At 62.2% G+C, this 26,571-nt stretch carries 18 protein-coding genes; 7 read left to right on the top strand and 11 right to left on the bottom strand.

Annotated features, from left to right (window positions below; all coding sequences use genetic code 11):
- Nucleotides 1–92 precede the first annotated feature (92 nt).
- Nucleotides 93–2,153, top strand: coding sequence for an ATP-dependent helicase (locus tag QA644_RS01250; protein WP_283070709.1), 2,061 nt, complete (start codon nucleotides 93–95; stop codon nucleotides 2,151–2,153).
- On the opposite strand, the gene QA644_RS01245 is transcribed toward QA644_RS01250, so the two are convergent.
- The 4 genes from QA644_RS01245 to mscL all read right to left on the bottom strand — a co-directional run bounded on the left by QA644_RS01245 (nucleotide 2,150) and on the right by mscL (nucleotide 6,266).
- Nucleotides 2,150–3,211: an enoyl-CoA hydratase/isomerase family protein gene (locus tag QA644_RS01245; protein ID WP_283070708.1), complete on the bottom strand. Its 1,062-nt coding sequence runs from the start codon at nucleotides 3,209–3,211 to the stop codon at nucleotides 2,150–2,152. The two genes, QA644_RS01250 and QA644_RS01245, sit on opposite strands and share 4 nt — an antisense overlap.
- Before the next feature lie 94 nt (nucleotides 3,212–3,305).
- Nucleotides 3,306–4,340 (bottom strand): UDP-glucose 4-epimerase GalE, encoded by a 1,035-nt coding sequence (gene galE / locus QA644_RS01240; RefSeq protein ID WP_283070707.1) that lies wholly within the window; start codon nucleotides 4,338–4,340, stop codon nucleotides 3,306–3,308.
- A gap of 202 nt (nucleotides 4,341–4,542) precedes the next feature.
- Nucleotides 4,543–5,709, bottom strand: coding sequence for a pyridoxal phosphate-dependent aminotransferase (locus QA644_RS01235; protein WP_283070706.1), 1,167 nt, complete (start codon nucleotides 5,707–5,709; stop codon nucleotides 4,543–4,545).
- Between the two features lie 122 nt (nucleotides 5,710–5,831).
- Nucleotides 5,832–6,266, bottom strand: a complete 435-nt coding sequence (mscL, locus tag QA644_RS01230) for a large conductance mechanosensitive channel protein MscL (RefSeq protein ID WP_074066594.1) — start codon at nucleotides 6,264–6,266, stop codon at nucleotides 5,832–5,834.
- A gap of 217 nt (nucleotides 6,267–6,483) precedes the next feature.
- On the opposite strand from mscL, the gene QA644_RS01225 reads away from it, so the two are divergent.
- A complete protein-coding gene (locus QA644_RS01225; RefSeq protein ID WP_283070705.1) occupies nucleotides 6,484–9,987 on the top strand; it encodes a PAS domain-containing hybrid sensor histidine kinase/response regulator in 3,504 nt (1,167 codons plus the stop codon).
- A gap of 125 nt (nucleotides 9,988–10,112) precedes the next feature.
- On the opposite strand, the gene QA644_RS01220 is transcribed toward QA644_RS01225, so the two are convergent.
- The 5 genes from QA644_RS01220 to QA644_RS01200 form a co-directional block, all read right to left on the bottom strand.
- Nucleotides 10,113–10,322, bottom strand: a complete 210-nt coding sequence (locus QA644_RS01220; protein ID WP_022718262.1) for a cold-shock protein — start codon at nucleotides 10,320–10,322, stop codon at nucleotides 10,113–10,115.
- A 501-nt stretch (nucleotides 10,323–10,823) separates the two neighbouring features.
- The gene (locus tag QA644_RS01215; protein WP_074066592.1) at nucleotides 10,824–11,201 is read right to left on the bottom strand and encodes a VOC family protein; all 378 of its coding nucleotides are present in this window, start codon (nucleotides 11,199–11,201) and stop codon (nucleotides 10,824–10,826) included.
- A gap of 93 nt (nucleotides 11,202–11,294) precedes the next feature.
- The gene (locus QA644_RS01210) at nucleotides 11,295–13,511 is read right to left on the bottom strand and encodes a 3-hydroxyacyl-CoA dehydrogenase NAD-binding domain-containing protein (RefSeq protein ID WP_239595627.1); all 2,217 of its coding nucleotides are present in this window, start codon (nucleotides 13,509–13,511) and stop codon (nucleotides 11,295–11,297) included.
- Between the two features lie 173 nt (nucleotides 13,512–13,684).
- Nucleotides 13,685–14,893: an acetyl-CoA C-acetyltransferase gene (locus QA644_RS01205; protein WP_194728903.1), complete on the bottom strand. Its 1,209-nt coding sequence runs from the start codon at nucleotides 14,891–14,893 to the stop codon at nucleotides 13,685–13,687.
- 200 nt (nucleotides 14,894–15,093) lie between these two features.
- Nucleotides 15,094–16,890: an acyl-CoA dehydrogenase C-terminal domain-containing protein gene (locus tag QA644_RS01200; protein ID WP_239595628.1), complete on the bottom strand. Its 1,797-nt coding sequence runs from the start codon at nucleotides 16,888–16,890 to the stop codon at nucleotides 15,094–15,096.
- Nucleotides 16,891–17,089: 199 nt separating this feature from the next.
- On the opposite strand from QA644_RS01200, the gene QA644_RS01195 reads away from it, so the two are divergent.
- Complete coding sequence (locus QA644_RS01195; RefSeq protein ID WP_074066588.1) at nucleotides 17,090–17,566, top strand: VOC family protein; 477 nt, start codon at nucleotides 17,090–17,092, stop codon at nucleotides 17,564–17,566.
- A gap of 47 nt (nucleotides 17,567–17,613) precedes the next feature.
- Here QA644_RS01195 and QA644_RS01190 read toward each other — a convergent pair whose 3' ends face one another.
- On the bottom strand, nucleotides 17,614–18,474 hold the full coding sequence (locus QA644_RS01190) for a DMT family transporter (protein WP_283070704.1): 861 nt from the start codon (nucleotides 18,472–18,474) through the stop codon (nucleotides 17,614–17,616).
- A 105-nt stretch (nucleotides 18,475–18,579) separates the two neighbouring features.
- Between QA644_RS01190 and QA644_RS01185 the strand changes: the two genes are divergently transcribed.
- Together QA644_RS01185 and QA644_RS01180 are read left to right on the top strand one after the other, a co-directional pair.
- Nucleotides 18,580–20,004 carry a PLP-dependent aminotransferase family protein gene (locus QA644_RS01185; protein WP_074066587.1) on the top strand — a complete coding sequence of 475 codons (1,425 nt, stop codon included), beginning with the start codon at nucleotides 18,580–18,582 and terminating at the stop codon, nucleotides 20,002–20,004.
- 109 nt (nucleotides 20,005–20,113) lie between these two features.
- Nucleotides 20,114–20,485: a hypothetical protein gene (locus QA644_RS01180; RefSeq protein ID WP_074066586.1), complete on the top strand. Its 372-nt coding sequence runs from the start codon at nucleotides 20,114–20,116 to the stop codon at nucleotides 20,483–20,485.
- 12 nt (nucleotides 20,486–20,497) lie between these two features.
- On the opposite strand, the gene QA644_RS01175 is transcribed toward QA644_RS01180, so the two are convergent.
- Nucleotides 20,498–21,781 (bottom strand): cystathionine gamma-synthase family protein, encoded by a 1,284-nt coding sequence (locus QA644_RS01175; RefSeq protein ID WP_194728900.1) that lies wholly within the window; start codon nucleotides 21,779–21,781, stop codon nucleotides 20,498–20,500.
- Nucleotides 21,782–21,908: 127 nt separating this feature from the next.
- On the opposite strand from QA644_RS01175, the gene QA644_RS01170 reads away from it, so the two are divergent.
- Together QA644_RS01170 and QA644_RS01165 are read left to right on the top strand one after the other, a co-directional pair.
- Nucleotides 21,909–22,367 (top strand): Lrp/AsnC family transcriptional regulator, encoded by a 459-nt coding sequence (locus QA644_RS01170; RefSeq protein ID WP_283070703.1) that lies wholly within the window; start codon nucleotides 21,909–21,911, stop codon nucleotides 22,365–22,367.
- Between the two features lie 254 nt (nucleotides 22,368–22,621).
- On the top strand, nucleotides 22,622–26,389 hold the full coding sequence (locus tag QA644_RS01165; RefSeq protein WP_283070702.1) for a peptidoglycan-binding protein: 3,768 nt from the start codon (nucleotides 22,622–22,624) through the stop codon (nucleotides 26,387–26,389).
- Nucleotides 26,390–26,571 lie beyond the last annotated feature (182 nt).

Genomic DNA, 26,571 nt, shown 5'->3' with positions numbered 1-26,571 from the left:
TTGCGCTTGACAGGAATCATTATCGAGAACATTCAAGGAACGCCTAATCTGTCCGCGCCGTCATTGCGTGCGGGCCCCAACCGGATGGCTGGATGTATCTCGAAAAGCTCAATCCACAGCAGCGCATGGCAGTCGAACACGGCACGCTTGCCGGCGGTCGCCATGTTGCAGGTCCGCTTCTGGTGATCGCCGGCGCGGGTTCCGGCAAGACCAATACGCTGGCGCACCGCGTTGCGCATCTGATCGTCAAGGGTGCGGATCCGCGCCGCATCCTGCTGATGACCTTCTCCCGCCGGGCGGCCTTTGAGATGGCGCGCCGCGTCGAGCGGATTTGCGCTGAGGTTCTTGGCAGGAATTCCGGCATCATGGCCGATGCGCTGGCCTGGAGCGGTACCTTCCATGGGATCGGCGCGCGGCTGCTTCGCGATTATGCCGAGCAGATCGGGGTTGAACCCGCCTTCACCATCCATGACCGGGAAGACAGCGCCGATCTGATGAACCTCGTTCGTCACGATCTCGGCTTCTCGAAAATGGAGAGCCGCTTCCCGACCAAGGGCACCTGCCTTGCGATTTATTCACGGGCCGTGAATTCGCAGACGGAACTGCCCCTGGTCCTGCGTGACGCCTTCCCCTGGTGTGCCGCATGGGAAAAGCAGCTCCGCGAACTTTTCGCCGCCTATGTCGAGGCCAAGCAGACCCAGAACGTCCTCGACTATGACGACCTGCTCCTCTACTGGGCGCAGATGGTTGCCGAACCGCTGATCGCCGAGGATATCGGCGGCCGCTTCGATCATGTGCTCGTCGACGAATATCAGGATACGAACCGCCTGCAAGCCTCCATCCTGCTTGCTTTGAAGCCTGAGGGACAGGGGCTGACCGTCGTCGGGGACGATGCGCAGTCGATCTATTCCTTCCGCGCCGCCACAGTCCGCAACATCCTCGATTTCCCAGCCTCATTCAGCCCGCCGGCCGATATTGTCACGCTCGATCGCAACTATCGTTCGACGCAACCCATTCTCGCCGCGGCCAATGCCGTCATTGATCTTGCCTCGGAGCGCTTCACCAAGAACCTATGGACGGAGCGGCAATCGGGCGAGCGCCCGCGCCTCGTCACGGTGCGCGACGAGGCCGACCAGGCCCGGTATGTTGCCGACAAGGTGCTGGAAAACCGCGAAGAGGGCACGCGGCTGAAGAACCAGGCGGTGCTTTTCCGCGCCTCGCACCACAGCGGCGCGCTGGAAGTCGAGCTCACCCGCCGCAACATTCCCTTCGTGAAATTCGGCGGTCTGAAATTTCTCGACAGCGCGCATGTCAAGGACATGCTGGCCGTCCTGCGCTTTGCGCTCAATCCGCGCGACCGGGTCGCCGGCTTCCGGCTGATGCAGATCCTGCCGGGCGTCGGACCTTCGACGGCCCAGCGGGCACTCGACCAGATGGCGGAGGATCCAAGTCCCTTGCAGGCCCTCGCGGACATGCCCGCCCCGCCGCGCGCCGGCGAGGATTGGACCTCCTTCGTTTCGGTCATGCAGGAGCTGAGATCCGGGAAAGCCGGCTGGCCCGCCGAAATCGGCCTGGTCCGAGAATGGTATCAGCCGCATCTCGAGCGGCTGCACGAGGATGCCGCAACGCGTCAGGCCGATCTCCTGCAGCTCGAGCAAATCGCCGGCGGCTATCCGTCGCGCGAACGCTTCCTGACCGAACTGACGCTCGATCCGCCTGATGCGACCAGCGACCAGGCGGGCGTGCCGTTGCTCGACGAGGACTATCTGATCCTCTCGACAATCCATTCGGCCAAGGGTCAGGAGTGGACCAAGGTCTTCATGTTGAACGTTGTCGACGGCTGCATTCCGTCGGATCTCGGCGTTGGCACCAGCGCGGAAATAGAGGAGGAGCGGCGCCTGCTTTATGTCGCGATGACGCGCGCCAGGGACAATCTCGATCTCGTCGCCCCGCAGCGCTTCTTCACGCACGGGCAGAATGCGCAGGGCGACCGGCACGTCTATGCCTCGCGCACCCGCTTCATCCCGGCGACGCTGCTGCAATTTTTTGAGGTCTGCGGCTGGCCGCAGGTCAAGAGCGAAAGCGCCTCCGCGCAACAGGCGCGCCAAGTCCGCATCGATGTCGGCGCCCGCATGCGCGGAATGTGGCGCTAGAGGGCAAGAGGGCGATCGGCCGGTTTGAAGAACGGCGCGAGCACCTCTGCCTTTACCGCCTCGATGGTCGAAGGCGACCATTTCGGATTTCGATCCTTGTCGATCACCGCCGCCCGCACGCCCTCATAAAAATCCGCGGATTTCAATATCTGCATACAGGCCCCTAACTCACGGTTCAGGCAGGCGGCGAGATTGACGCTCTGCCGTCCTTCCCTCAGCAGACGCAGAGTCAATTTCAGGCTCGTCGGCGAGCGCATCTGCAGGGTCTTCCGTGTCTTGGCGGCGAATTCGCCTTCGTCAGCGGCGAGCGCTTCCAGAACCTCTTCGACGCGATCGAAACAGAAGGCATGGTCGATCAACGGCCGAACGACCTGCAGGCGGCTTTCGGTCGCCTTGCCGGCAACATGCTTCAGCAGAGCCTCGCAAGCTACCGGCGATGACCCGACCGGCAGCCGAGCCAACGCGTCGATGACATCCGGCAGCCGCGACGACGGGATCTCAAAATCGGCAAGGCCGGCATAGATGGCATCCGCCGCATTCAGCTCCTGGCCGGTCAATCCTGCCCATGTTCCCGTCTCGCCGGGCATGCGCGGCAGCAGCCAGGTCGCTCCGACATCCGGGAAATAGCCGATGCCGGTTTCCGGCATCGCAAGCCTCGTCCGCTCCGTCACGATGCGGTGCCGCCCATGCGCGGAAAGGCCGACGCCACCGCCCATGGTGATACCATCCATCAGGGCGACATAGGGTTTAGCGTAGCTTGCGATGCGGTGGTTGAGGGTGAACTCCTCGCGCCAGAAGGTCTCCGCAAGCTCGGAACCCGAGCGCCCGCTTTCGTGAAGTGCACGAATATCGCCGCCGGCGCAGAAGCCGCGGTCGCCCTCACCCGTCACCACCACGCTTGCAACGCCGTCATCATAGGCGAATTCGTCGAGCGCTGCGTCGATCATGCGCACCATGCCGAGCGTCAGGCTGTTCAGCGCCTTCGGCCGATTGAGGCGGATGATCCCCGCCGTGCCGCGCCGTTCGATAATGACTTCCCGTTCGTGATTGTTCTGCATGTCCGCCGTCCACCCTCGATTGACCTCCCATCAATAAACAGAGGAAGCGCTTCGTTCCAGTGGACTTTGCGTCAAAAAACAGGCGTGATCGCGTTTAGAAGGAAGCCGCGGCAAGGGCGCGGTGCACTCCCTGCAGCTCCCCGACCCTGCGGTTGATCAGCGCCAGCTCCCAGTCCAGTGCGCTGCGAACGATCGTCTCCAGGGAATCGTATTTCGGCGTCCAGTCCAGCACGCGATGCGCCAAGGTGGCGTCGGCGACGACACTTGCGGCATCGCCCGGGCGGCGTGGCGCCATATGAATCTTGAACGCGTAGCCGTGCAGGCGCACCACCATGTTCAGCACGTCGAGCACCGTATAGCCGGAACCATAGCCACAATTCGCGACCAACGATCCCTTGCCCTTGCGCAGATGCTGCAGCGCCTTGAGATGAGCCTCGGCAAGGTCAGTGACATGGATATAGTCGCGCACGCCGGTGCCGTCATGCGTCGGATAGTCGATGCCGTAGACATGCACGCTGTCGCGCTTGCCGAGGGCTGCCTCGCAGGCGACCTTGATGAGGTGCGTCGCGCCGCTCGTGGATTGTCCGGCGCGGCCGTGCGGATCGGCACCTGCAACGTTGAAGTAGCGGAGCGCCACATAGTCGAAATCATAGGCCGCAGCAGCGTCGCGCAGCATGAACTCCGTCATCAGCTTCGACTGGCCATAAGGATTTTCCGGGTTGAGCGGCGCTGTTTCCTTGACCGCACCGGAAGTCTTCTGCGGACCGTAGACCGCCGCCGTCGACGAGAAGACGAAATGGCGCACACCGGCAGCGATCGCCGCGCTCAGGAGCGCACGCGTCTTGCCGGAATTATTGTCGTAATAGGAAAGCGGATCGGCAACCGAAGCCGGAACGACCGCGGAGCCCGCAAAATGGATGATCGCCTCGATGTCGTTCTCGATGAAGATCGTCTTCAGGACCTCGGCATCGGCGATATCCCCCAGGTAGAAGCGCGCAGCAGGCGCGACCGCCCAGCGAAAGCCGGTGGAAAGGCGATCGAGCACGACGACGTTCTCGCCTGCATCGAGCAGTGCCCAAACCATCTGACTGCCGATGTAGCCGGCGCCGCCTGTCACCAAAATTGCCATGTCCCGTTCCCTGTTTAATCGGACAGGGCATCTGACGCGGTTTTTCCTTTCAGATCTTCTTATCAGGCACCCGTTCGGACGCCTTTGAACCGGTAAGTTTGCTGCTGTGGTTAGAGGCTGATTTCCGGCTTTGCTACAATTTTAGCGAACCACCGTTTCCGACATCAAAAAGGGTCCGGCTGCGACGGCCGGGCCTTGAGCGTCAAAGCTTCAGAATGTAATCGCAGAGCTTGTCGGCTGCTGCCTTGACCTGTAGCAGATCGCGCAGGAAACAGGCTCGCAGGAAAAGCTCGCCGCCTGCGCCGAAGGCGGTTCCGGGCGCCAGGCCGACGCCCGTCTTGTCGACGATATCCAGCGCTGCTTTGCGGCTGTCGGTGACGCCGTCGATCTTCAAAAAGGCGTAGAGCGCACCGTCCGGCTTCAACGTCTCGACGCGGTTTGTGGCAATCAGCGCATCGCAGAGGATGTCGCGCGAAAGAGCCGCCTTCTGGATATTGGCCTCGACAAACCCATCGCCCTCGTTGAGGGCTGCCACCGCACCCTTCTGCATGAATTGCGCAACGCCCGAGGTCGAATATTGGATCAGGTTTTCGAGCACCTGCCCGGTTTCCGGTGGCGCCACGATCCAGCCGACACGCCAGCCGGTCATCGACCAGTTCTTCGAGAAGGAATTGACGAACATGACCTTGTCGCCCGGTACCATGATATCAAGGAAAGAAGGCGCACGGGTGCCGGCGTAGAAATATCGGGCGTAAATTTCATCCGCCATGATCCAGAGATCGCGCTTGCGGGCAAGTTCAAGGATGTCCGCGAGATCCCTCTTCGTGGCGGTCCACCCTGTCGGATTGGATGGCGTATTGATGAACAGCGCTCTTGTCTTCGGGGTGATTGCTGCTTCGATGCGATTGAGATCGACCGCCCACTTGCCGCCCTCGAACTGAAGCTCAACCCCGACGGAGCGGGCACCGGCAATTTCCAGCGCAGCGGCGATATTCGGCCAGGCGGGCGTCAGATAGACCAGTTCGTCGCCCGGCGACGTCAATGCCTGCACCGCAATCTGGATCGCCTGCATGCCTGAGCCGGTGACATAGAAATGCTCCGCCGGCAGGCTGATGCCGAAATGCCGGGCGTAATAGTCAGATAGTGCCTGACGAAGCTCCGGAATGCCGCGCTGCCAGGTATAGAAGGTCTCTCCTGCTGCCAGCGCGTCCATTGCCGCCCGGCTGATAAAATCCGGTGTCGGAAGATCGCCCTCGCCGACCCAGAGCGGCAGCAGGCCATCGCGGCCCCGGGCATAATTGACGACTTCGACGATCCCGCTTTCTGGCGCCGAAACGGCACGCGGGCTGAGGCTGTTCATAATCGACATGCAGATCTCCGGTTTTCGCTTTCATAAAACAAAACCGGGCGCAAATCCCATGAGAATGCGTGATGCCGTATCGATTTTCGTTATGAATCAACCTCGCAAAATACGGGGCTGCGATGCCTTGATCAGACCGCCGGACGCCTGGCCAGCAGATCGCGGATTTCCGTGAGGAGCGCGACATCGGCCGGCGGCGGCGCCTCTTCCGCTGCCTTTTGCTCGTTGCGCTCGACCTGCCTGCGCAGCATATTCACGCCCTTGATCATCAGGAAGATGATCCAGGCAAGGATCAGGAAATTGATGACCACGGTGATGAAATTGCCATAGGCGAAGACAGCACCCTGCGCGCGGGCTGCAGCAAGCGTCGGCGCGTTGACCGCAGACGAAAGACCGAAGAAGTAGTTGGAAAAATCGAAACCACCGAAAAGGGCACCGACGATCGGCATGATGATATCGTCGACCAGCGATTTGACGATGCCGCCAAAAGCACCGCCGATGATGACGCCGACGGCAAGGTCCATGACGTTGCCTCGGGCGATAAAGGCCTTGAATTCATTGAGCATCCGATCTGCCTCCCTCTGATGCGCTCTCACGGACAGTCCGTTGTTTTTATTAGCTACATCTCTTGATTGATTATTCAATTGCAAATTTTGAAACAACCAGGACCTTCCTGCGCCTTGGACTTAATGCCTAGATCATCGCAATTTCCAAGACAGACGATTTCCCTTAGTCTTGATGTCTTTTGGGAGAACCGGCGGATGGCGCGCCGGTGGAGGGTCGATGCTTCAAGGCTGGGTCATCATCGCGTTTGCCTTCGGCTATCTGCTGCTGCTCTTTGCGGTCGCAAGCTATGGCGACCGTAGAAGCCAGAGGCTGGGCATACCGGACGGCGGCTGGCCGATCGTCTATGCGCTGAGCCTTGCGATCTACTGCACCTCCTGGACCTATTTCGGCGGCGTCGGGCTCGCCTCGCAGCGCGGCCTTGAATTTGCCGGGATCTATATCGGCCCGATCCTCGTCTTCACGCTCGGCATGCCGGTGCTGCGGCGGATCATCGAACTTGCCAAGGCCGAAAAGCTTACCTCCGTCGCGGACTTCCTCGCCGCCCGCTATGGGAAGAATCCCACGGTCGCAACGATCGTGGCGCTGATCTCGCTGATCGGCACAATTCCTTATATCGCACTGCAGCTGAAGGCGATCAGCAGCACGGTGACCGCGATGGTCAATCCTTCGGATTATGGCATCGGCAGCGGCAACCTCTACTTCCTCGATCTGCCGCTGATCGCAACCCTGGTGCTGGCCTGCTTCGCTGTCATGTTCGGCACGCGGCATACCGATGCGACAGAGCACCAGGACGGCCTGATCCTCGCCGTTTCGATGGAATCGCTGGTCAAGCTCGTCGCCTTCCTGACCGCCGGCATCTGCGTCATCTGGTTTCTGTTCGATGGGCCTGCCGACCTTTGGCGGAAAAGCGTGGACAACCAGTTGGTCAACGCAACCCTCGACTACAAGACGCCGATCAGCCGCTGGATCACGCTGATACTGCTGTCGGCCATTGCGATCATCATGCTACCGCGCCAGTTTCACGTCACCGTCGTCGAAAACCGCTCGGCAAAACAGCTGCGGCTCGCCGGCTATCTCTTTCCGCTCTATCTCATCGCCATCAATCTCTTCGTGCTGCCGGTGGCGATCGGCGGCCTGCTGACCTTCGGCGGCACAGGCAATGCCGACTTTTACGTGTTGTCCCTGCCGCTTGCGGGGCAGATGCAGATCGTTTCGCTGATCACCTTCATCGGCGGCTTTTCGGCGGCGACCGCAATGGTCATCGTCGATTCCGTTGCGCTTTCGATCATGGTGTCGAACGACATCATCATGCCGATCTTCCTGCGCCGGAAGCTTGCCGGACGCACCGGCCAGCGCGATGACTTCGCGAAAAGCCTGCTCAACATCCGCCGCAGCGCGATCTTCGCCGTCCTGCTGCTCGGCTATGCCTATTACCGCTCGACCGACAGCACGGCCGGCCTTGCCTCGATCGGCCTTTTGTCCTTCGCCGCGATCGCACAGATCGCACCCGCCTTCTTCGGCGGTCTTATCTGGCGGCGGGCGAATGCACGCGGCGCCATTCTCGGCCTTACGTCGGGTTTCGTCATCTGGTTCTACCTGCTCTTTCTGCCTTCGCTCGGCGGGCCGGATTATTCCTATGTCGCGACCGCCTTCCTCAGCTTCATCTTTCCGGGCACGGCGCTTTTTGCTGCAGCCGATGCCGATCCGCTCGTCAACGCCACAGCGATGAGCCTGCTTATCAATACCGGCTTCTTCATCGTCGGCTCGATGACGCGCAACGCCCGTCCGCTGGAGCGCATCCAGGCAGGCATCTTCGTGAAGGGGCAGTCGCGCTCGCAATTTGCGACCCGCGGATGGAAGACCCGCATCAGCGTCGGCGACCTGAAAACGGCAATCTCGCGCTATCTCGGCGAAGAGCGCATGCAGCGATCGCTTGCGACATACGAGCAGAATTCCGGGCGGAAGCTGGAGGACGACCAGCCGGCCGACATGGCGCTCATCCACTTCACCGAACAACTGCTCGGCAGCGCCATCGGATCCTCCTCCGCGCGGTTGGTGCTTTCGCTGATCCTGCAGAAGACCGAGGACGCTTCCGCCGACACAGCATGGCTGCTCGACCAGGCAAGCGAGGCGCTGCAGTATAACCAGGACATGCTGCAGACGGCGCTTTCGCAGATGGACCAGGGCATTGCCGTCTTCGACAGCTCCAACCAGCTGACGATCTGGAACCGGCGCTTCCGCCAGCTTCTCGACCTGCCGGAGGATGTCGGCCGTGTCGGCTTTCCGCTTTCGGAAATCGTGGCGATCTTGAGCCAGCGCGGTGACGTTCCAGCCGCCGAACTCAGCCAGACGGTGCGGCATTTCCTGACGCTCGACAAACCCTTCTCGCTCGTTCTCGGCGGCGGCGAACGGATCATCGAAGTGCGGTCCAACGCTATGCCGGACAAGGGCATCGTGGCGACCTTTACCGACATTACCCAGCGTGTTGCGGCCGACCAGGCGCTGAAGCAGGCAAACGAGACGCTGGAGCAGCGCGTTGCCGAGCGAACGGCGGAGCTGACGCGGGTGAACCGCGAACTCGGCGAGGCGCGAGCGGCCGCCGATGAAGCGAACATCGGCAAGACCCGCTTCTTTGCCGCCGCCGGCCACGACATCCTGCAGCCGCTGAATGCGGCGCGGCTTTACTCCTCCGCCCTCGTCGAGCGTATCGCGCAGTCCGAAAACGGGCCAATCGTGCGCAATATCGATTCCGCACTGGAATCGGTCGAAACCATTCTGGGGGCCGTTCTCGACATCTCGCGGCTTGATACGGGTGCGATGCGGCCGCGCCTGACATCCGTGCCGCTGGCCGGCCTGCTGGAGCGCATCGAGACCGATTTTGCGCCGATTGCCCGGGCGAAGAAGCTGAAGCTCGTCGTGATGCCGACATCGCTGCGGGTCCGCTCCGATCCCAACCTGCTGCGGCGCCTCGTGCAGAACCTTGTTTCCAACGCCATCAAATATACGTTGACAGGCAAGGTGCTGGTCGGCGCCCGGCGGCGGGGAAACCAGGTGGTGATCCAGGTGATGGATTCCGGCATCGGCATTCCGCCCTCGAAATTCCGCACCGTCTTCAAGGAATTCGCGCGCCTCGACGAAGGCGCGAAAACGGCCTCCGGCCTCGGCCTCGGCCTTTCGATCGTCGACCGCATCGCCCGCGTCCTCAACCATCCGGTCGAGCTGCATTCGACGCACGGCAAGGGCACGGATTTCCGCATCGTCATGCCACTCGATGTTTCCAAGGCCGGCGCGGCACCGTCCTCCGCAGCGCCGACCGATCGGTTGCCGCAGCCGCTCAAGGGGTTAAGGATCCTTTGCATCGACAACGAGCCGAAGATCCTCGAAGGCATGCGGCTCTTGATTTCCGGCTGGGGTTGCGAGGTGGAGGCTATCGACTCCCTGGCCGCGGCTTCGGGTTTCCACACGCGTCAGCCCGCGCCCGATCTCATCATCGCGGACTATCATCTCGGCGACGGGACGGGGATTTCCGCGATCCTGAATTTGCGGGAGTGCTTCGGGACCGATCTCCCGGCGCTGCTGGTGACCGCCGACCGGACGCCGGAGGTCAGGGTGGAGGCGGAGCGCCACAGCATCGCCATCCAGCACAAGCCGGTGCGCCCGGCCGCCCTTCGCGCGTTCATCACGCAGATTTCTGGGCTGAAGCGAGCAGCGGCGGAGTGATATCCAAGACGCTTGGCGCAAACGAAAAAAGGCCGGGCTAACCCGACCTTCCTGCCATCTCGACGAAACGTGCCAGTACATCCGTGGTCACGTTCCGGAGATGATATTCTCAAGCCTTGCGCGGCTCAGGCCGCCTGAAGACGGTCTGCCGACATCTTGCCCGAACGCTTGTCGGAAACGAGCTCGTAGGAAAGCTTCTGGCCTTCCTGGAGGTCGCGCATTCCGGCGCGCTCGACAGCAGAGATGTGGACGAAAACGTCGGCTGCGCCGTCATCCGGCTGAATGAAGCCGAAGCCCTTGGTTGCGTTGAACCACTTAACGGTACCTGTGTTCATGACGATATCCTTTAAAATCGTACGTAGAAGATAACGCACCGGCCAAAGCCAACGCGCGATGAAGACCGATTTTGGAGGAAGTTCGCCAGGAACGGCACAAATGGCCGAAACAAAGTCCATCTAGCAAGATCGATGTGCGGGCTTCTACGCGAATATTGTCTCCAGTGCAAGACGGAACGAGAAGGTGCGCAATTTTCGTTCCTTATGGGCAGTCATACGATATCGTCGTTCCTCACCCGTCCGGCACTTCATGCGCCGGTTTCCTCATCCTCCGCATCGCGCAGACGGCTTTTGCTGATCTACGCATGACGGTGCAAGCGGCCCCTCATATTGCTGCGGCCCCTGCAGCAGGCGGCAATCGCGCCAGTCGCCCAGCCAGCTCGCAAAATCGCGCGCATCGGCCAGACATCATTTCACCCGGATTTCCATCTTCGCCTCGTGTTCGTGAAGACACAGCTTCGCCGGCCGCGGCGCGTTGCGAAATTTGACCGAAGGCTCGTTTTATCTCGCAGGCACGATGCAGAACTGATTGCCCTGCGGGTCCTTCATCACCGTATAGCCTGGTTCCCTTCGCTGGACGCTGCCGCCAAGCGCGGTGATGCGTTCGATTGCGGCTGGAACATCATCGACGGCAATATCCAGATGGACCCGGTTGTTGCTGTAATCGCGCAGCGGGACGCGCTGGAAACAGAGCGACGGGCCGGGGCCGTCCACCATCACGGTCGGGTCCGTCTCCGGCGTAAACCCACGCTTCGCCAGCCGGCTGATTTCGGCGTCGTCATAGGGACGGACCTGATAGCCATCGAGAATTGCCGCCCAGAAGGCGGCGAGGCGCGAGGGGGTTTCAGCTTCGACGACGATTTCGGCGATAGTGGCCATGAAAATCTCCTGCGCAGGCGCGCGCCCGTGGGCGTGGCCCCTTGCTCCGTCACCTTGAGGCTTAACAAACTAAACACAAACCATTGAGGCGGCTCACGCCACCTCCTTCTCCTTTGCATAGGGATCAAACCGGCCATAAAACGTCTCGCCCTTCGCGGCCATGTCCTTCAGCAGCGACGTCGGCTTGAAATGCAATCCGTAAGAAGCGGCTAACGTTTCGCACAATTCCACGAACTTTTTGGCGCCCATGCCGTCGATGTAGCTGAGCGCGCCGCCAGTATACGGCGCGAAGCCGAAGCCGAGGATGGAGCCGACGTCGGCTTCGCGGGGGTCGGTGACGATGCCTTCTTCGACCGTGCGGGCGGCTTCGAGCGCGATGGTGACCAAGAAGCGCTGCTTGAGGGTGTTGACGTCCACGCCCTCTGCCTTCTTCTGCGGGTAGAAGGACTTGAGTTCGGGCCAGAGGGACTTCTTGGCGGGCTTCGCAGGGTAATCGTAGAAGCCCTTGGAGTTCTTGCGGCCGAAGCGGCCTTCCTTTTCCACCATGCGGGAGACGAGCTCCATGTGGCGGGGGTCGATCGCCTTTTCGCCCAGGTCCGCTACCGTGGCCTTGAGGATCTTCAGCGACAGGTCGATGGCGACCTCGTCGTTCAGCGCCAAGGGGCCGACCGGCATGCCGGCCATCTTCGCGGCGTTCTCGATCATCGCGGGCGGCACGCCTTCGATGAGCATGTCATAGCTTTCGGCCATGTAGCGCAGCACGCAGCGATTGACGAAGAAGCCGCGGGTGTCGTTGACGACGATCGGCGTCTTCTTGATGGCGGCGACATAATCCAGCGCCACGGCGAGCGTATTGTCGCCGGTTTCCTTGCCGAGTATGACTTCGGTCAGCATCATCTTTTCCACCGGCGAGAAGAAGTGGATGCCGATGAAATTTTCCGGGCGTTTGGAATTTTTCGCCAGGCCGGTGATCGGCAGGGTCGAGGTGTTGGAGGCGAAAATCGCGCCTTCAGGGAGCACTTCCTCGACGGCTTCGATGACGTCCTTCTTGACCTCGCGATCTTCGAAGACGGCTTCGATGACGAGATTGGCGTCCTTCAGGTCGGCGTAATCGGCAGACGGGGTGATGCGGGAGAGGATGGCGGCACCCTCTTCCTGTGTAAGACGTCCCTTACCGATGGACTCCTTCACCAGGCCTTCGCCGGTCGCCTTGCCCTTGTTGGCCGCGTCCATATCGCGATCGATCAGGATGACGTCGATACCGGCGGCGGCCGTAACGTAGGCGATCGAGGCGCCCATGAAGCCGGCGCCGACGACGCCGACTTTCTTCAGGTCGGTCCTGGGCACACCTGCCGGGCGGCGGGCCCCCTTGCCAAGCTCCTGCATCGAGATGAAGAGCGAGCGGATCATCGAAAAGGCTTCGGTGGTCTGCAGCACCTGCGTGAAATAGCGCTGCTCGATCTTCAGTGCCGTATCGAAAGGCACCTGCAGGCCTTCATAGACGCATTTGAGGATGGCAAGCGCGCCCGGATAATTCCCGGCGGTCTCGCGGCGCAGGATCGCGGGAGCGGCCGGCCAGAGCTGTGCGGAGGCAGGCGTCCAGATGCCGCCGCCGGGCGCCTTGAAGCCTTTCTCATCCCAAGGAGCGACGGGCTTCAGGCCGTCCTTGATCATCTGCTTGGCAGCCGGGATGAGCTGGTCCGGCTCGACCACCTGATGCACGAGATTCATGGCCTTGGCGCGGGAGGCAGAGAGCGACTGGCCGGTTGTCATCATCTGCAGGGCGGACTGGGCATCGGCCAGGCGCGCGACGCGCTGCGTGCCGCCGGCCCCCGGGAAGATGCCGACCTTGACCTCGGGCAGCGCGATCTTCACCGACTTGGCATTGGAGGCGACGCGGCCATGGCAGGCAAGCGACATTTCCAAGGCACCGCCCATGCAGGTGCCGTTGATCGCCGAGACCCAGGGCTTGCCGCAGGTTTCGAGCTTGCGGAAGAGGCCGGTCATGCGGCCGACGAGATCGAAGAGTTTCTGCGCAGCGGTCTGCGGGTTTGCGGCCTTCTCCTGCTGGTAGAGGGTAAACATCGACTTGATCATCGACAGGTCCGCGCCGCCGGAGAAGGTGGACTTGCCGGAGGTGATGACGACGCCCTTGACGGCGGTATCGGCAACCGTGGCGTCGACGACGGCGTTCAGCTCGTCCATCACCTCTTCGGTGAAGACGTTCATGGACTTGCCGGGCATATCCCAGGTGACGAGCGCAATGCCGTCGGCGTCGGTTCTAACGGTGAAGTTCTTGTAGGTATTCATGGCGGGACTCCTCTCCCTTGAAATCTCTTCCAGCAGTGCGACCTTGTACGGCCCCTTTCTTTTCCGTCATGGTCGGGCTTGACCCGACCATCCAGCCCTTAGGCGGTGGATCCTCGGGTCAAGCCCGAGGATGACGGACATAAGCGAGCGGGCCGCCCCAAAGCTTTCCGCGACTACACTCTCTCGATCACCGTCGCCGTGCCCATGCCGGCGCCGATGCACAGCGTGACGAGCGCGGTATTGAGATCGCGGCGTTCGAGCTCGTCCAACACGGTGCCGAGGATCATCGCGCCGGTGGCGCCGAGCGGGTGGCCCATGGCGATGGCGCCGCCATTGACGTTCATCCGGTCGTGCGAAATGTCGAAAGCCTGCATGTAGCGCAGCACGACGGCGGCGAAGGCTTCGTTGAGTTCGAAGAGATCGATGTCGGAAAGCTGCATGCCGGTGCGCTTCAGCAGCTTTTCCGTGACGTCGACGGGGCCGGTCAGCATCAGCGCCGGGTCGGAGCCGATATTGGCGAAGGCCTTGATGCGGCCGCGGGGTTTGAGGCCCATCGTTTCGCCGCCGGCCTTGGAGCCGAGCAGCACGGCAGCGGCGCCATCGACGATACCCGAGGAATTGCCGGCGTGATGGACGTAGTTGATGCGCTCGACCTCCGGATGGGCCTGGATGCCGACAGCCTCGAAGCCGCCCATTTCGCCTGGCATCTGGAAGGACGGATTGAGGGAGGCCAACGCCTGCATATCGGTGCCGGGGCGCATGTGCTCGTCATGGGCAAGGATCGTCAGGCCGTTCTGGTCCTTCACCGGAATGACCGAATTCTTGAAGTAGCCCTTTTCCCAGGCATTGGCGGCGCGCTTCTGGCTTTCGACGGCATAGGCGTCGACGTCGTCGCGGGAGAAGCCGTATTTGGTGGCGATGAGATCGGCCGAGACGCCCTGTGGCATGAAATAGGCGGGGAAATTGACCGACGGGTCCATGAACCAGGCGCCGCCGGACATGCCGAGGCCGACGCGTGACATGCTTTCGACGCCGCCGGAAATCACGATGTCATCGGCCCCTTGCGAAATCTTGCCGGCCGCAAGGTTTACGGCATCGAGGCCGGAGGCGCAGAAGCGGGAGATCTGGATGCCGGGGGCGTGCGTCGAATAGCCGGCCTCGAAGGCTGCGGCCTTGGGGATGACGGCGCCGGCATCCATCACCGGGTCGACGCAGCCCATGATGATGTCGTCGACCGTCTTCGTGTCGAGCCCGTTGCGGTCGCGGATCGCCTCCAGCGTCTTGGCGGCGAGGCGGACGGAGGGCACTTCGTGCAGCGAGCCATCCTTCTTGCCGCGGCCGCGCGGCGTGCGGACGTGATCATAAATGAAAACCTCGGTCATTGTCTCATCTCCCTATCGGCCGGGTGGCCGTTGAATTCCGTGTCTTCCCTTCCCCCCAAGCAGGGAGAAGTATCGAACAAAGCGAGGCGATAAGGGTCTCCGGCAAAGCCGGAGCCAGAAGAAAGCCACGCCTGAGGCGCGCTCCCTTGTCCGGCCCTTCGGGCTACCATCTCCCCGGCGGGGAGAAGGGGCAACCCAAATTAAAACGCCTCGGCGGGCAAGGTCATCATCGTCTCGGCGCCTGTCTCGATGCGGGCCTTGCGCAGCGCGGTTTCCGGCATGATGCGCTCCATGAAGAAGCGGGCGGTCACAAGCTTGTTCCTGAAATAGCTTTCGCGCGGCGAATCGCCGCTCGCAAGGCCATCCTCTGCGGCTTTCGCCATCTTCGCCCACATATAGCCCAGAACGACGAGGCCGAAGAGATGCATGTAATCCGTCGAGCCGGCGCCGGCATTGTCGGGCTTTGCCATCGCATGCTGCATGAACCACATGGTCGCCGCCTGCACGTCGTTCAAGCCCTTCTTCAGGTTCTTGGTGAAGAAGGTCATCTTCTCGTCGTTACGATTCTCCTCGCAGAAATCGCCGATCTCCTTGAAGAGCGCCATGACGGCGCGGCCGCCGTTGAGACCCAGCTTGCGGCCGACGAGATCGAGCGCCTGGATGCCGTTGGCACCTTCGTAGATCATCGCGATGCGGGCGTCGCGCACGTACTGGCTCATGCCATGCTCTTCGATATAGCCGTGACCGCCGAAGATCTGCTGGGCCATGACGGCGTGATCGAAGCCCTTGTCGGTCATCACGCCCTTGAGGATCGGGGTGACGAGGCCGAGGATGTCATCCGCCGTCTGGCGCTCGGCATCGCTCGCGGAGCGGTGGGCGATGTCGGATTTCAGCGCTGTCCAGAGGAGGAACGCACGGCCGGCCTCGTTGAAGGCGCGGATGGTCATCAGCGTGCGGCGGATATCCGGATGGACGATGATCGGATCGGCCTTCTTGTCCGGCGCCTTCGGGCCGGAGAGCGAACGGCCCTGGATGCGCTCGCGGGCGTAGTTCACGGCGTTCTGATAGGCAATTTCCGAGATCGAGAGGCCCTGTAGGCCGACGCCAAGGCGAGCCTCGTTCATCATCACGAACATGGCGTTCAGGCCGCGGTTTTCCGCGCCGATCAGGAAGCCGGTCGCCTCGTCGTAATTCATGACGCAGGTGGCATTGCCGTGAATGCCCATCTTGTGCTCGATCGCGCCGCAGGAGACGGCGTTGCGGTCGCCCGGCGTGCCGTCGGCATTGACCAGGAACTTCGGCACGATGAAGAGCGAGATGCCCTTGGTGCCTTCCGGCGCACCCTCGATGCGGGCGAGCACCAGATGGACGATATTGTCCGTCATGTCGTGCTCGCCGGCGGAGATGAAGATCTTCTGGCCGGAAATCTTGTAGCTGCCGTCACCCTGCGGCACGGCCTTGGTGCGGAGCAGCCCGAGATCGGTGCCGCAATGCGGTTCGGTGAGGTTCATGGTGCCCGACCATTCGCCGGCAACCATCTTTGGCAGATAGGCCTGCTTCTGCTCGTCCGACCCGTGGACGACGATTGCCGCAATGGCGCCTTGCGTCAGCCCCGGATACATCATCAGCGACATGTTCGCCGCGGAGGTATATTCGCCAACTGCGGCATGCAGCGTGTAGGGAAGGCCCTGGCCGCCGAATTCCTCCGGTACGGCAAGACCGATCCAGCCCCCTTCGCAATAGGTCTTGTAGGCTTCCCTGAAGCCCTTCGGCGTCGTGACCGAGCCGTCGTCCGCCCGCCTGCAGCCTTCCTGATCGCCGGAATAATTCAGCGGGAAGAGCACTTCCTCTGCCACCTTTGCCGCCTCGCCGAGAATGGCCTCGATCATATCCGGCGTCGCATCGGCAAAACCCGGCAGATTATTGTAGCGCTCGATGCCCAGCACGTCGTTCAGCACGAAGAGCGTATCATTCACCGGAGCCTTGTAGACTGGCATTGTTCGAATTCCTCCAATTCGGCAACCGGACGGGACCGGCATTCGAGAGTCTCTTACAAAATATTGACGTTTGCGTAAACGTCAAATCTTGCATGCAGGCAAATTTGTGGGAAAGAATCTTTACGCCTGTCGGATGACCTCCGCTTGAAACGTCCTTGGGCTGTCAACCATTGTCAGCAAATAGACGCGGAGACTATCCATGACCAAGGTCAGCACGAATATCTGGTTCGAAAAGGACGCAAAGGAAGCCGTCGAATTTTATGTCTCGATGGTGCCTAATTCTTCCATCCGGCGCACGACCGTGGTTCCCGCGGATACGCCGAGCGGGCCGGAGGGCAGCTGCAAGGTGATCGAGTTCAGGCTTGGCGATCAGGAGTTCACGGCGCTGGAGGCCGGGCCGCTCGATCCGCTCAATCATTCCTTTTCGATCGTCGTCGCATGCGAGACGCAGGCCGAGATCGACCGGCTCTGGGATGGCTTCCTGCAGAACGGCGGCGTGGAGGAGGCATGCGGCTGGCTGAAGGACCGCTGGGGGCTTTCCTGGCAGGTCGTGCCGCGCGTGCTCGGCGAGATGATGGCCGACCCGGACCGGGCCAAGGCGCGACGCATGACCGAAGTCATGCTGCAGATGGTCAAGCTCGATATCGCCAAGCTTGAAGCGGCATTCCGCGGCTAAGCGGGATGCCGGATGGTTCAGGCGGAGCCGTAGTTCCGCCTGCTGCTCTATCGCGCAAATTTCTTCGCGCCCGCAACGCAGGCCACGACGGCCAGCGTGACGGCAAACATGCTTGGGCTCACCTTCTCATGAAGCAGCACAGCCGCAAGTGCCAGGCTGAAGAAGGGCTGCAGCAATTGCAGCTGGCCGACGGCTGCGATACCGCCGAGCGCAAGGCCGCGATACCAGAATATGAAGCCGATCAGCATGCTGAAGAGAGAGACATAAGCAAGACCGATCCAAGACGTGCTTGCTGCATCCGGGAAGGACGGCGGCATGACGACGAGTGACAGCACGAGCATGACCGGCAGCGAGAGAACGAGCGCCCAGGAAATAACCTGCCAGCCGCCCAGCTTGCGCGACAGCCGCCCCCCTTCCGCATATCCCAGCCCACAGACGATGATCGCCGCGAGCATCAAGAGATCGCCGACCGAGGATACGGCATCCTCGCGCATCAGTGCAAAGCCCGCGAGGATGGCGCTGCCGAGGCAGGAAAACAGCCAGAAGACCGGACGTGGGCGCTCGCCGCCGCGCAGCACGCCAAAGACGGCGGTCGCCAGTGGCAGAAGGCCGATGAAAACTGTCGAGTGAGCCGAAGTGATATGCTTCAGCGCAAATGCGGTGAGCAGCGGAAAGCCGATAACTACGCCCAGCGACACCACAAGGAGCGAGAGAAGATCGGCGCGGCCAGGACGCTTTTCGCGAAAGGCGAGCAGCAAGCATAAGGCAAGTATGCCAGCGATCGCGGCGCGGGCGACGGTAAGGAACAGCGGATCGAAATTTGCGACCGCAACGCGCGTCGCCGGAAGCGATCCGCTGAAGATCAACACTCCCAGAAAACCGTTGATCCAGCCGCCTGTCCGGTCCATCGCCATGCTCCTGCGTTTTCATCGCTATCGACCGCAAGGCCTGGAACCGCCAGAGACAGTGCTATACAATCAGAACAAACTGTTATGGATACGGATACAGTACAGATGGATCAACAGTCGACGAAGCGCGAGAGCGGCGGCAAGCGCATAGAAGGCGTCATGGCGGAAATCCGCGGCCGGATCGCAGCTCGCGGGCTCGTGCCGGGATCCCGCCTGCCCTCGGTGCGCGCCTTCGCCAAGACGATGCAGGTCTCGCCTTCGACTGTCGTGGAAGCCTATGAACGGCTGGCCGGCGAAGGCCTGATCCGCTCACGGCCCGGTTCCGGCTTCTACGTTTCGAGCCCGCTTGCGCCGCTTGCGCTTTCCGAGATCGGGCCGAAGCTCGATCGGGCGATCGATCCATTGTGGGTCTACCGACAGTCGCTGGAAGACGCGCCCGAACTGCTGAAGCCCGGATGCGGCTGGCTGCCGGCAAGCTGGATGCCACAGGTAGCAATACGGAAGGCGCTTCGCGCGATCTCCCGCGGCGAAGGGCGGGTACTTGCAGATTATGGAACGCCGCTTGGGCTGCCACAGCTAAGGCAACTGCTCTCGCGCCGCATGGGCGAGCGCGGCATTGCAGCAGCTCCCGACCACATCATTCTTACGGAGTCGGGCACGCAGGCGATCGACCTTCTGTGCCGCTTTCTGATCGAGCCAGGTGATGGCGTATTGGTGGACGACCCCTGCTATTTCAATTTCCATGCACTGTTGCGCGCTCACCGGGCGAACGCCATTGGCGTTCCAATGACGCCCAGCGGGCCGGATATCGAGGCATTCGAGCGGGCGATCGATGAGCACCGGCCGCGGCTCTACATCACCAACTCATCAATCCATAACCCGACAGGCGCGACGTGTTCACCTGTTGTGGCACACCGCCTGCTGAAGCTTGCCGAGCGCGCCGGCCTGACAATCATCGAAGACGATATCTTCGCCGATCTCGAGGATGAGCCGGCTCCTCGTCTCGCCGCGTTCGACGGGCTGGAGCGTGTGGTCCATATCGGCAGCTTCTCCAAGACGCTTTCTGCCTCTGTCCGTTGCGGCTTCATAGCCGCGAGACCGGACTGGATCGAGCCGCTCACCGACCTCAAGATGGCGACAAGCATCGGCGGCGGGCGGCTCTCGTCCGAACTGATCCTGCTGCTCTTGAAGGATGGCAGCTACCGCAAACATCTGGAGGCACTGCGCGTTCGCCTTTCAAGAGCGATGGACGAGACGGCAGCGCGGCTTGCGCCGCTCGGCATCACGCCATGGATAAGGCCGCAAGCGGGCATGTTTGTCTGGTGCAAGTTGCCGGACGGCATAGACGCTGCCGATATCGCGCAAGCCTGCCTTGCCGACAACGTCGTCTTAGCGCCGGGCAATGCCTTCAGTCTGTCGCAGACAGCACGCGGTTTCCTTCGCTTCAATGTCGCCCAGTCGGATGATCCGAGGATATTCCAGTCGCTGGAGAGAGCGCTGAAGAATGCGGCGCGCAGCCTGGCCTGCTGACTGGCAATCGCTGACTGGCAATCGCTGACTGAAAGCAGCGTTTGCTTCTGCGGGTGAACACGCTACATTTCGCTGGCTAACCGAAGAGAGCCCTGGGAGGAGCGATTTCATGAGACGGATGTGGCCTGAGGAGTTCAATTCCATCCTGGACGGCGCAGAGGAAGTGACGCTGACGCTGCCGGCGGTCGTCCACGAGGACGGATCGCGGAGCGAGGCGATCAGCAGGCAGGCTCTGAAAGTCCGCATTCCGATGGAGGATTACGAGCGCATCTGGCCATTGGCGGAAGCCCGCTACCGGCTCGGCGGAAAATTCGCCGGCAAGGCGATCACGCTGATCACCACCAATCCGCATTACCATGCCTGGCACCCGGCTGACGGCGGCAGTATCGAGAATACCTCCGATAGCGGCAGGCGCTACAGGACGAATTACATCGTCGCGCATTTTCTGCTCGATGATGTGCGGGAGACGGCGGCGGCCTGAGGCCGCCTGCCCTTACGCTTCGTCCAGAGCGAGCGCCAGATCGGCGATCAGATCGTCGGGATGCTCGATGCCGATCGACAGCCGTATGGTCGATTCCAGAACGCCGATGCGCTGGCGCACATCTGCCGGAACGCCGGAATGGGTCATCGCAGCCGGATGGCTGGCGAGCGATTCCGTGCCGCCGAGGCTGACGGCAAGCTTGAAGATCTTCAGCGCGTTCAGAAACTTGAAGGAGGCCGGCTGACCGCCCTTGATATCGAAAGAGAAGGTGGAGCCGGCGCCTGTGCACTGCGTGGCAAAGGTCCGGCCGACCGGCGATTCCGGATCATGGTAGGGCAGATAGTGGATGTTCTCGACCTTCGGGTGATCGCGGAGGAAATCGGCAACGGCGCGCGCATTGCTGTTGGCCCGCTCCATACGGATCTGCAGCGTTTCCAGCGAGCGCCCGAGCATCCAGCAGGAATGCGGATCGAGCTGCGTGCCGATCGAGCCGCGAAGTGCCTTCACCTGTTTGATCACCGCTTTGGGGCCGAGGACGGCGCCGGCGATGAGGTCCGAATGGCCGCCGACATATTTGGTCAGCGAATAGAGCGAGATATCCGCGCCATGTTCGATCGGGCGCTGGAAGACCGGGCCGAGCAGCGTGTTGTCGCAGACGACGATCGGCGTGTGGTCCTGCGTTTTTCCGATCGCATCGGCGATGCGGCGGATCATGGCGACATCGACGAGGCTGTTCGTCGGATTGGCGGGCGTTTCGACGAGGATGACCGAGACCCGGCCTTTCGACATAGCTTCTTCTGCAGCCGCTTTTACCGAAGCCTCGCTGACGCCATCGGCGAAGCCGACGGCGGAAACGCTAAGATTGAGGAAGGTCTTCGCCAGCAGCGTCTCGGTGCCGCCATAGAGCGGCTGCGAATGAAGGATCGCATCGCCCGGCCGGACGAAGGCAAGCAGCGTGGTTGCGATCGCCGCCATGCCGGAGGAGAAGAGCGCGCCGCTTTCCGTCCGCTCATAGACGGCGAGCCTGTCTTCGACGATCTCGCTGTTCGGGTGGTTGAAGCGCGAATAGACGAGGCCGGCACCCTTGCCTGCCGGCGGTTCGCGGCGGCCCGACACATAATCGAAGAAATCGCGGCCATCCTCGGCGGTGTTGAAGACGAAGGTCGAGGTCAGGAAGACCGGCGGCTTGACCGCGCCTTCGGAAAGTTCCGGATCGTACCCGTAGTTCAGCATTAGCGTTTCCGGATGCAGCGCGTGATTGCCGATATGGGTTCTCGAAGGGTGCGGCGCGGTCATTGACGGTCTCCTCAGGCCGATGGATTGGAACTGAAACAGCAAATTATATCAAATGCGGAGGCACGTTCTTGCTATTTGGCGCAGGAGGATGTCTTTGGAAGCAACTTCCTGCGGAGCAATCTGAAATATGGCGCAGAAAATTGCCGATGAGACGGACCGGCGAATCCTGAAGGAACTGACGGCCGATGCGCGGATCACCAACAACGAGCTTGCCGAGCGCGTGGGGCTTTCAGCTTCCGCATGCCTTCGCCGGCTGCGGCGGCTGGAGGAGACGGGCGTCATAAAGGGCTACACGGCGCTCGTCGATCCGACCGCGGAAGGCTGGACGATGACGGCAATCGCCTCCGTACGGCTCAGCCGCCAGCACGAGGACGAGATCCAGATGTTCGAGACTGCCGTGCGCAGCTGGGACGAAGTGCTCGAGTGCCATCTCGTCACCGGTTCGCGCGACTACGTCCTGAAGGTGATGAGCGCGGGGCTGGATCAATACGAGCGCTTCATCAAGGAGAAGATCGCGCGGTTGAAATGCGTCGATACGATCGAGACCAGCTTTGTGATGAACACCATCAAGGAGCGGCGCATCTAGCTCAAAATGTGTGCCGATTTACCGAAACATTAAAAAATTTTCACGGACATTAACGGCTTGTTTACCACGTTTCGTGAAAGGTGCGGGGTGAGCAGTGGTGATCCGCATTCCTTTTTCAAGTCTCGCGTTTACTTGGAGTGCCGCTACGCCGTTCGAGTTGAGAAAAGTCTAATAAACTGCTCTCCGGTGAACGGTCTCTCAAGCCAACGGCCTGGCCCTGACGAGGGTCCCGAGCAGACGAAGCGAGCAGGAAGATGAACGGATCGCGATCCAATATCCCCCGGCATTCCGACAGGGCATCGCTCGATGCGCTAAACCGCACGATCGAGGGGCTTGAGGCACGCATCGAAGGGCTGATGGGCAAGGGAAGCCGCGAGCCGAGGCAGCAGCCGGCCGCAGCGGAGCGCGAAAGCTACGGGAGAGCTTACGAACCGGCTTATATAAGGCCGGAAGCCCGGCCTGATCCGCTCGCAGAAATCCGCGAGCGCCAGCACACGCTCGATGCCGGTCGTGAACGCGCAGCCGCCGAACGTGCAGCTTACCGCGAACCGGCATCGGCCCCGCGTATGCCGGCACCGCAGGCCGCACCTGCTTATGGCGCCTCGCCTGACACAATGACCGAGATTGCCCAGGCGCTCGTCAACCTGCGCCAGGACCTGAAGCGCGACATTTCGGACGGTGTAGCGCGCGAGATGGATGCGCTGCGCACGGAACTGCGCGAGATCAAGACGAGCGCGCAGGACCGGCATTTCGCCGACGACATCCGCGAAGACATGGGCCGGCTCGCCCAGAGCATCAACCAGCTCTCCAGCCGTTCGGCTGGCCCGGAGACTGCGGGCCTGCGAAACGAATTCGAAGAACTGCGCTCACTGATGGACGGGCTTGCCCGCGAGGATACCATCCGCCACATGGAACGCCGCTGGGACGGCTTCGAAAACCAGCTGCATGCGCTGGACACAGCAGGCCTGCAGGAAGAGCTGGTGTCGCTCGCCTATCGGCTCGACGATATCAAGCGCCATATCGGCGGCATGGGCGAAAGCCCGGCAGTGCGCGCGCTGGAAGACAAGCTGATTGCGATCGCGACCGCGATGGAGCAATTCGGCAGCATGATCCAGCCGCATGACCGCGCCATGGCCGAGCAGTTTGCCGCGATGGATATGCGCCTTGACGAGATCAGCCGTGCGATCGCGGCGAGCGGGCGCAGCGCGGCAAGCGGCGACCCGGCGCTGATGCATCGCCTCGAAGGCCGGCTGAATGCGCTGGCCGAGCAGATCGATATGGTGGGCCGCAGTGCGGAAACCCACGCCCTGCCCGCTGAGGGCCTTGCCGACCGGCTGGAAATGCTGACGCGGCGCGTGGAGGAACTCGCCAATACCAAAGCGACGGCACGCCTCGACGAGCGGCTTGAGCAGCTTTCCTTCATGCTCGAGCGTGCCCAGAAGACGGTTCCGCAGGCAGATCTCAACGGCACGCTCGCCGACATCTCCCGCAAGATCGACGCACTGGAAAGCGGCGCAGTCAACGACGCGCTGGCGGAACGGCTGGACTATCTTGCGCGCCGCATCGACCAGATGGACGTGCAGCCTGCGCCTGGCGCAGCTACCGATGACGGTGCATTCCGCCGCATCGAGGGGCGCCTCAGCGACATCGCGGCACGCCTCGAGGAAAGCACGGCGGCGCCCCCGACGGATTCGAGAGCCCTGAAGAACCTCGAAGACCAGATTGCCGGTCTTTCAGCGCTGATGAACACGCCGCGCGCCGGCGGTGACGGCATTCCCGTCGAGCTCGACCGCCGCATGGGCGCGATCGAAGACTATATGGCGACCAGCGACGAATACATCATCGAGGCGGCCCGCCAGGCGGCCGAAGCCGTCGTCGAGGCCTATTCCCGCAACGGCGGTCTTCAGGTCGGCGCAGTCCCAGCCGCCGATATGTCGGCGCTAAATGCACTCGCCGAAGATCTGCGGCATCTGGAGGAGCTTAGCCGCAGCAGCGACGAACGCACGCACAAGACGTTCCAGGCGCTGCACGAGACGCTGGTGCAGATCGCCGACCGGCTGGACGACATGGAAACCCGCAGCCGGCCGGCCGCACGAATGCCCGCCGCAAATGCCGATTTCGAGATTGATCCTTACGCGCTGGTCCCCGCCGGTGCCGAGGAGAGCGAGACGCAGGCCGTATTCGGCCAGAAGGGTGCCTCGCCGCTCCTGCGCACGGCGGAAAGCGTCAGCGAGCCTGTCGTGCCTGCGCATGTTCCGCCCACAGCCGATACGAGCGTGAGCGCGATCGAAGCCGCAACCAATCCCGCTGGAGCTGCAACGCCCGCAAAAGGCAGCCTGCTTGCAGCACTCGGCAAGCGGCTGATTCCGGGCAAGAAGACGGAGAAGGCGAAGGCTGTCGAGCGGACCGTCATCGATCCCGCGCCGTCGATCGATCCGGTCGACCTGATGCCCGGCGAGGAAGCATCGAACGAGCCGCTGGAGCCGGGCTCGGGCGCACCGGATGTGAAGAAGATCCTGGAGCGGGTACGCGCCAGCCAGGCCGCGGCACGCAACAATCCGAAACCGGCAACGGAAAACGAGCGCGCCGACTATATCGCCGCCGCCCGCCGCGCAGCCCAGGCCGCCGCCATGGAAGCCGATCCAAAGGCCCAGCCGGTCAAGGGGGAGAAGAAAACCAAGGCGCCAAAGCCTGCCGGCGGCGCCAGCGCCTTCAGCCGCTTCCGCCGTCCGCTTCTCCTTGCTGCAGGCGCCGTGCTGCTCGCCATCATGGCCTTCCCCCTTGCCCGCACGCTGACCGGCGGCGAACAGGCGCCTCCGGCCGAAGTCTCGGTGCATTCGGATGCCGCGCAGAACCCCGTTGCAGCCAATAGTTCGGCCATGCCGGAACAGAGTTTGGAAGCAACCGCAGCCGTCACTCCGACGGAATCTGCAGAACCCGAGGCCCCAGCACCGCTCGCCTTAGGGACGGCGCAGACCGAGCTCGAAGCGATGCAGCCCGCACCACCCGGCCACCTGACCGACGCCGTACCGCTTGACGGCGAAGGTGCCCCGACGCTGACGCCAGGCGCGCCGGCACAGGATGCTGCAGCGTTTTCGCCCAAGGATGTTGCGGCTTCCACGAATGCCTCGCCCGCGGCACCTTCCATATCAGTGCCCGACACCATTCAGCCGCAGGCGCTTGCAGACGCCGCCCGCAACGGCGACCAGCTTGCGCTCTTCGAGATCGGCGCACGCTATACCGAAGGCCGCAACGGCCTGGCGGCCGACCAGGCGCAGGCCGCAAACTGGTATCAGCTTGCCGCCGACAAGGGCTTTGCTCCGGCGCAATACCGTCTCGGCAGCATGTACGAGAAGGGGACCGGCGTCGCACGCGATATCGGCAAGGCCAAGGCCTTCTACGAGCAGGCTGCCAATCAGGGCAATGCCAGCGCCATGCACAATCTGGCCGTGCTCTACGCCTCCGGCGCGCTCGGCGAGCAAGACTACACGACCGCGGCAAACTGGTTCACCAAGGCCGCCGATCTCGGCATCACCGACAGCCAATTCAACCTGGCGATCCTTTGCGCCCGCGGCAACGGCGTGGCGCAGGACCTCGGCGAAAGCTACAAGTGGTTCGCCATCGCTGCCCAGGGCGGCGACAAGGACGCCGGCGCCAAGCGCGACGAAGTGGCAAAGGCGATGAAGCCCGCCGACCTTGAAAAGGCACGGGCTGCAACGAGTGCCTGGAAGCCGCAGCCGCTCGACAACAAGGCCAACGGCATCGAAATCCCGGACGGCTGGGCGAGCAACGGCACGAAGACCTCGACCGTCGATATGAAGAAGGCGATCCGCAACATTCAGGCGATCCTCAACAACAACGGCTTCGACGCCGGCCCGCCGGACGGCGAGATGGGCGCGAAGACGACCGCCGCGATCAAGAGCTTCCAGAAGTCGGTCGGCCAGGAGCCGAGCGGCAGGATCAACGACGACACGGTAAAGGCGCTCCTGGAGCGCAACGCCAAGAACACGACCAAGGCTTGAGGGAAGGACAACGAAAGCGTTCGAAACTGATTGGGATTGAGCACTGCTTCTACTTCCGTCAGCTCACGGGCCGTTAATCGCGAGCGATCGCCAGCAAGCGTGATACGCGTCAGATTTTCGCCTGAACAAATCCGGCTGAGGCAACCGGACGTTAACAGGATTCTCCCGGACGTGAGCGAAGA

This window comes from Rhizobium sp. CC1099, assembly GCF_029714385.1.
Taxonomy (GTDB): Bacteria; Pseudomonadota; Alphaproteobacteria; order Rhizobiales; family Rhizobiaceae; genus Rhizobium.
The sequence above is the reverse complement of the archived record's forward strand: the minus strand, read 5'-3'. Positions and strand labels throughout refer to the sequence as shown.

Excerpts from the sequence above, each read along its gene's own strand:
- QA644_RS01175 (WP_194728900.1), bottom strand. The coding sequence starts at position 21,781 with ATGACCGCGCCGCACCCTTCGAGAACCCATATCGGCAATCACGCGCTG.
- mscL (WP_074066594.1), bottom strand. The coding sequence starts at position 6,266 with ATGCTCAATGAATTCAAGGCCTTTATCGCCCGAGGCAACGTCATGGAC.
- galE (WP_283070707.1), bottom strand. The coding sequence starts at position 4,340 with ATGGCAATTTTGGTGACAGGCGGCGCCGGCTACATCGGCAGTCAGATG.
- QA644_RS01200 (WP_239595628.1), bottom strand. The coding sequence starts at position 16,890 with ATGCCAGTCTACAAGGCTCCGGTGAATGATACGCTCTTCGTGCTGAAC.
- QA644_RS01220 (WP_022718262.1), bottom strand. The coding sequence starts at position 10,322 with ATGAACACAGGTACCGTTAAGTGGTTCAACGCAACCAAGGGCTTCGGC.
- QA644_RS01180 (WP_074066586.1), top strand. The coding sequence starts at position 20,114 with ATGAGACGGATGTGGCCTGAGGAGTTCAATTCCATCCTGGACGGCGCA.
- QA644_RS01165 (WP_283070702.1), top strand. The coding sequence starts at position 22,622 with ATGAACGGATCGCGATCCAATATCCCCCGGCATTCCGACAGGGCATCG.
- QA644_RS01250 (WP_283070709.1), top strand. The coding sequence starts at position 93 with ATGTATCTCGAAAAGCTCAATCCACAGCAGCGCATGGCAGTCGAACAC.
- QA644_RS01245 (WP_283070708.1), bottom strand. The coding sequence starts at position 3,211 with ATGCAGAACAATCACGAACGGGAAGTCATTATCGAACGGCGCGGCACG.
- QA644_RS01235 (WP_283070706.1), bottom strand. The coding sequence starts at position 5,709 with ATGTCGATTATGAACAGCCTCAGCCCGCGTGCCGTTTCGGCGCCAGAA.
- QA644_RS01225 (WP_283070705.1), top strand. The coding sequence starts at position 6,484 with ATGCTTCAAGGCTGGGTCATCATCGCGTTTGCCTTCGGCTATCTGCTG.
- QA644_RS01215 (WP_074066592.1), bottom strand. The coding sequence starts at position 11,201 with ATGGCCACTATCGCCGAAATCGTCGTCGAAGCTGAAACCCCCTCGCGC.
- QA644_RS01210 (WP_239595627.1), bottom strand. The coding sequence starts at position 13,511 with ATGAATACCTACAAGAACTTCACCGTTAGAACCGACGCCGACGGCATT.
- QA644_RS01205 (WP_194728903.1), bottom strand. The coding sequence starts at position 14,893 with ATGACCGAGGTTTTCATTTATGATCACGTCCGCACGCCGCGCGGCCGC.
- QA644_RS01170 (WP_283070703.1), top strand. The coding sequence starts at position 21,909 with ATGGCGCAGAAAATTGCCGATGAGACGGACCGGCGAATCCTGAAGGAA.
- QA644_RS01185 (WP_074066587.1), top strand. The coding sequence starts at position 18,580 with ATGGATCAACAGTCGACGAAGCGCGAGAGCGGCGGCAAGCGCATAGAA.
- QA644_RS01195 (WP_074066588.1), top strand. The coding sequence starts at position 17,090 with ATGACCAAGGTCAGCACGAATATCTGGTTCGAAAAGGACGCAAAGGAA.
- QA644_RS01190 (WP_283070704.1), bottom strand. The coding sequence starts at position 18,474 with ATGGACCGGACAGGCGGCTGGATCAACGGTTTTCTGGGAGTGTTGATC.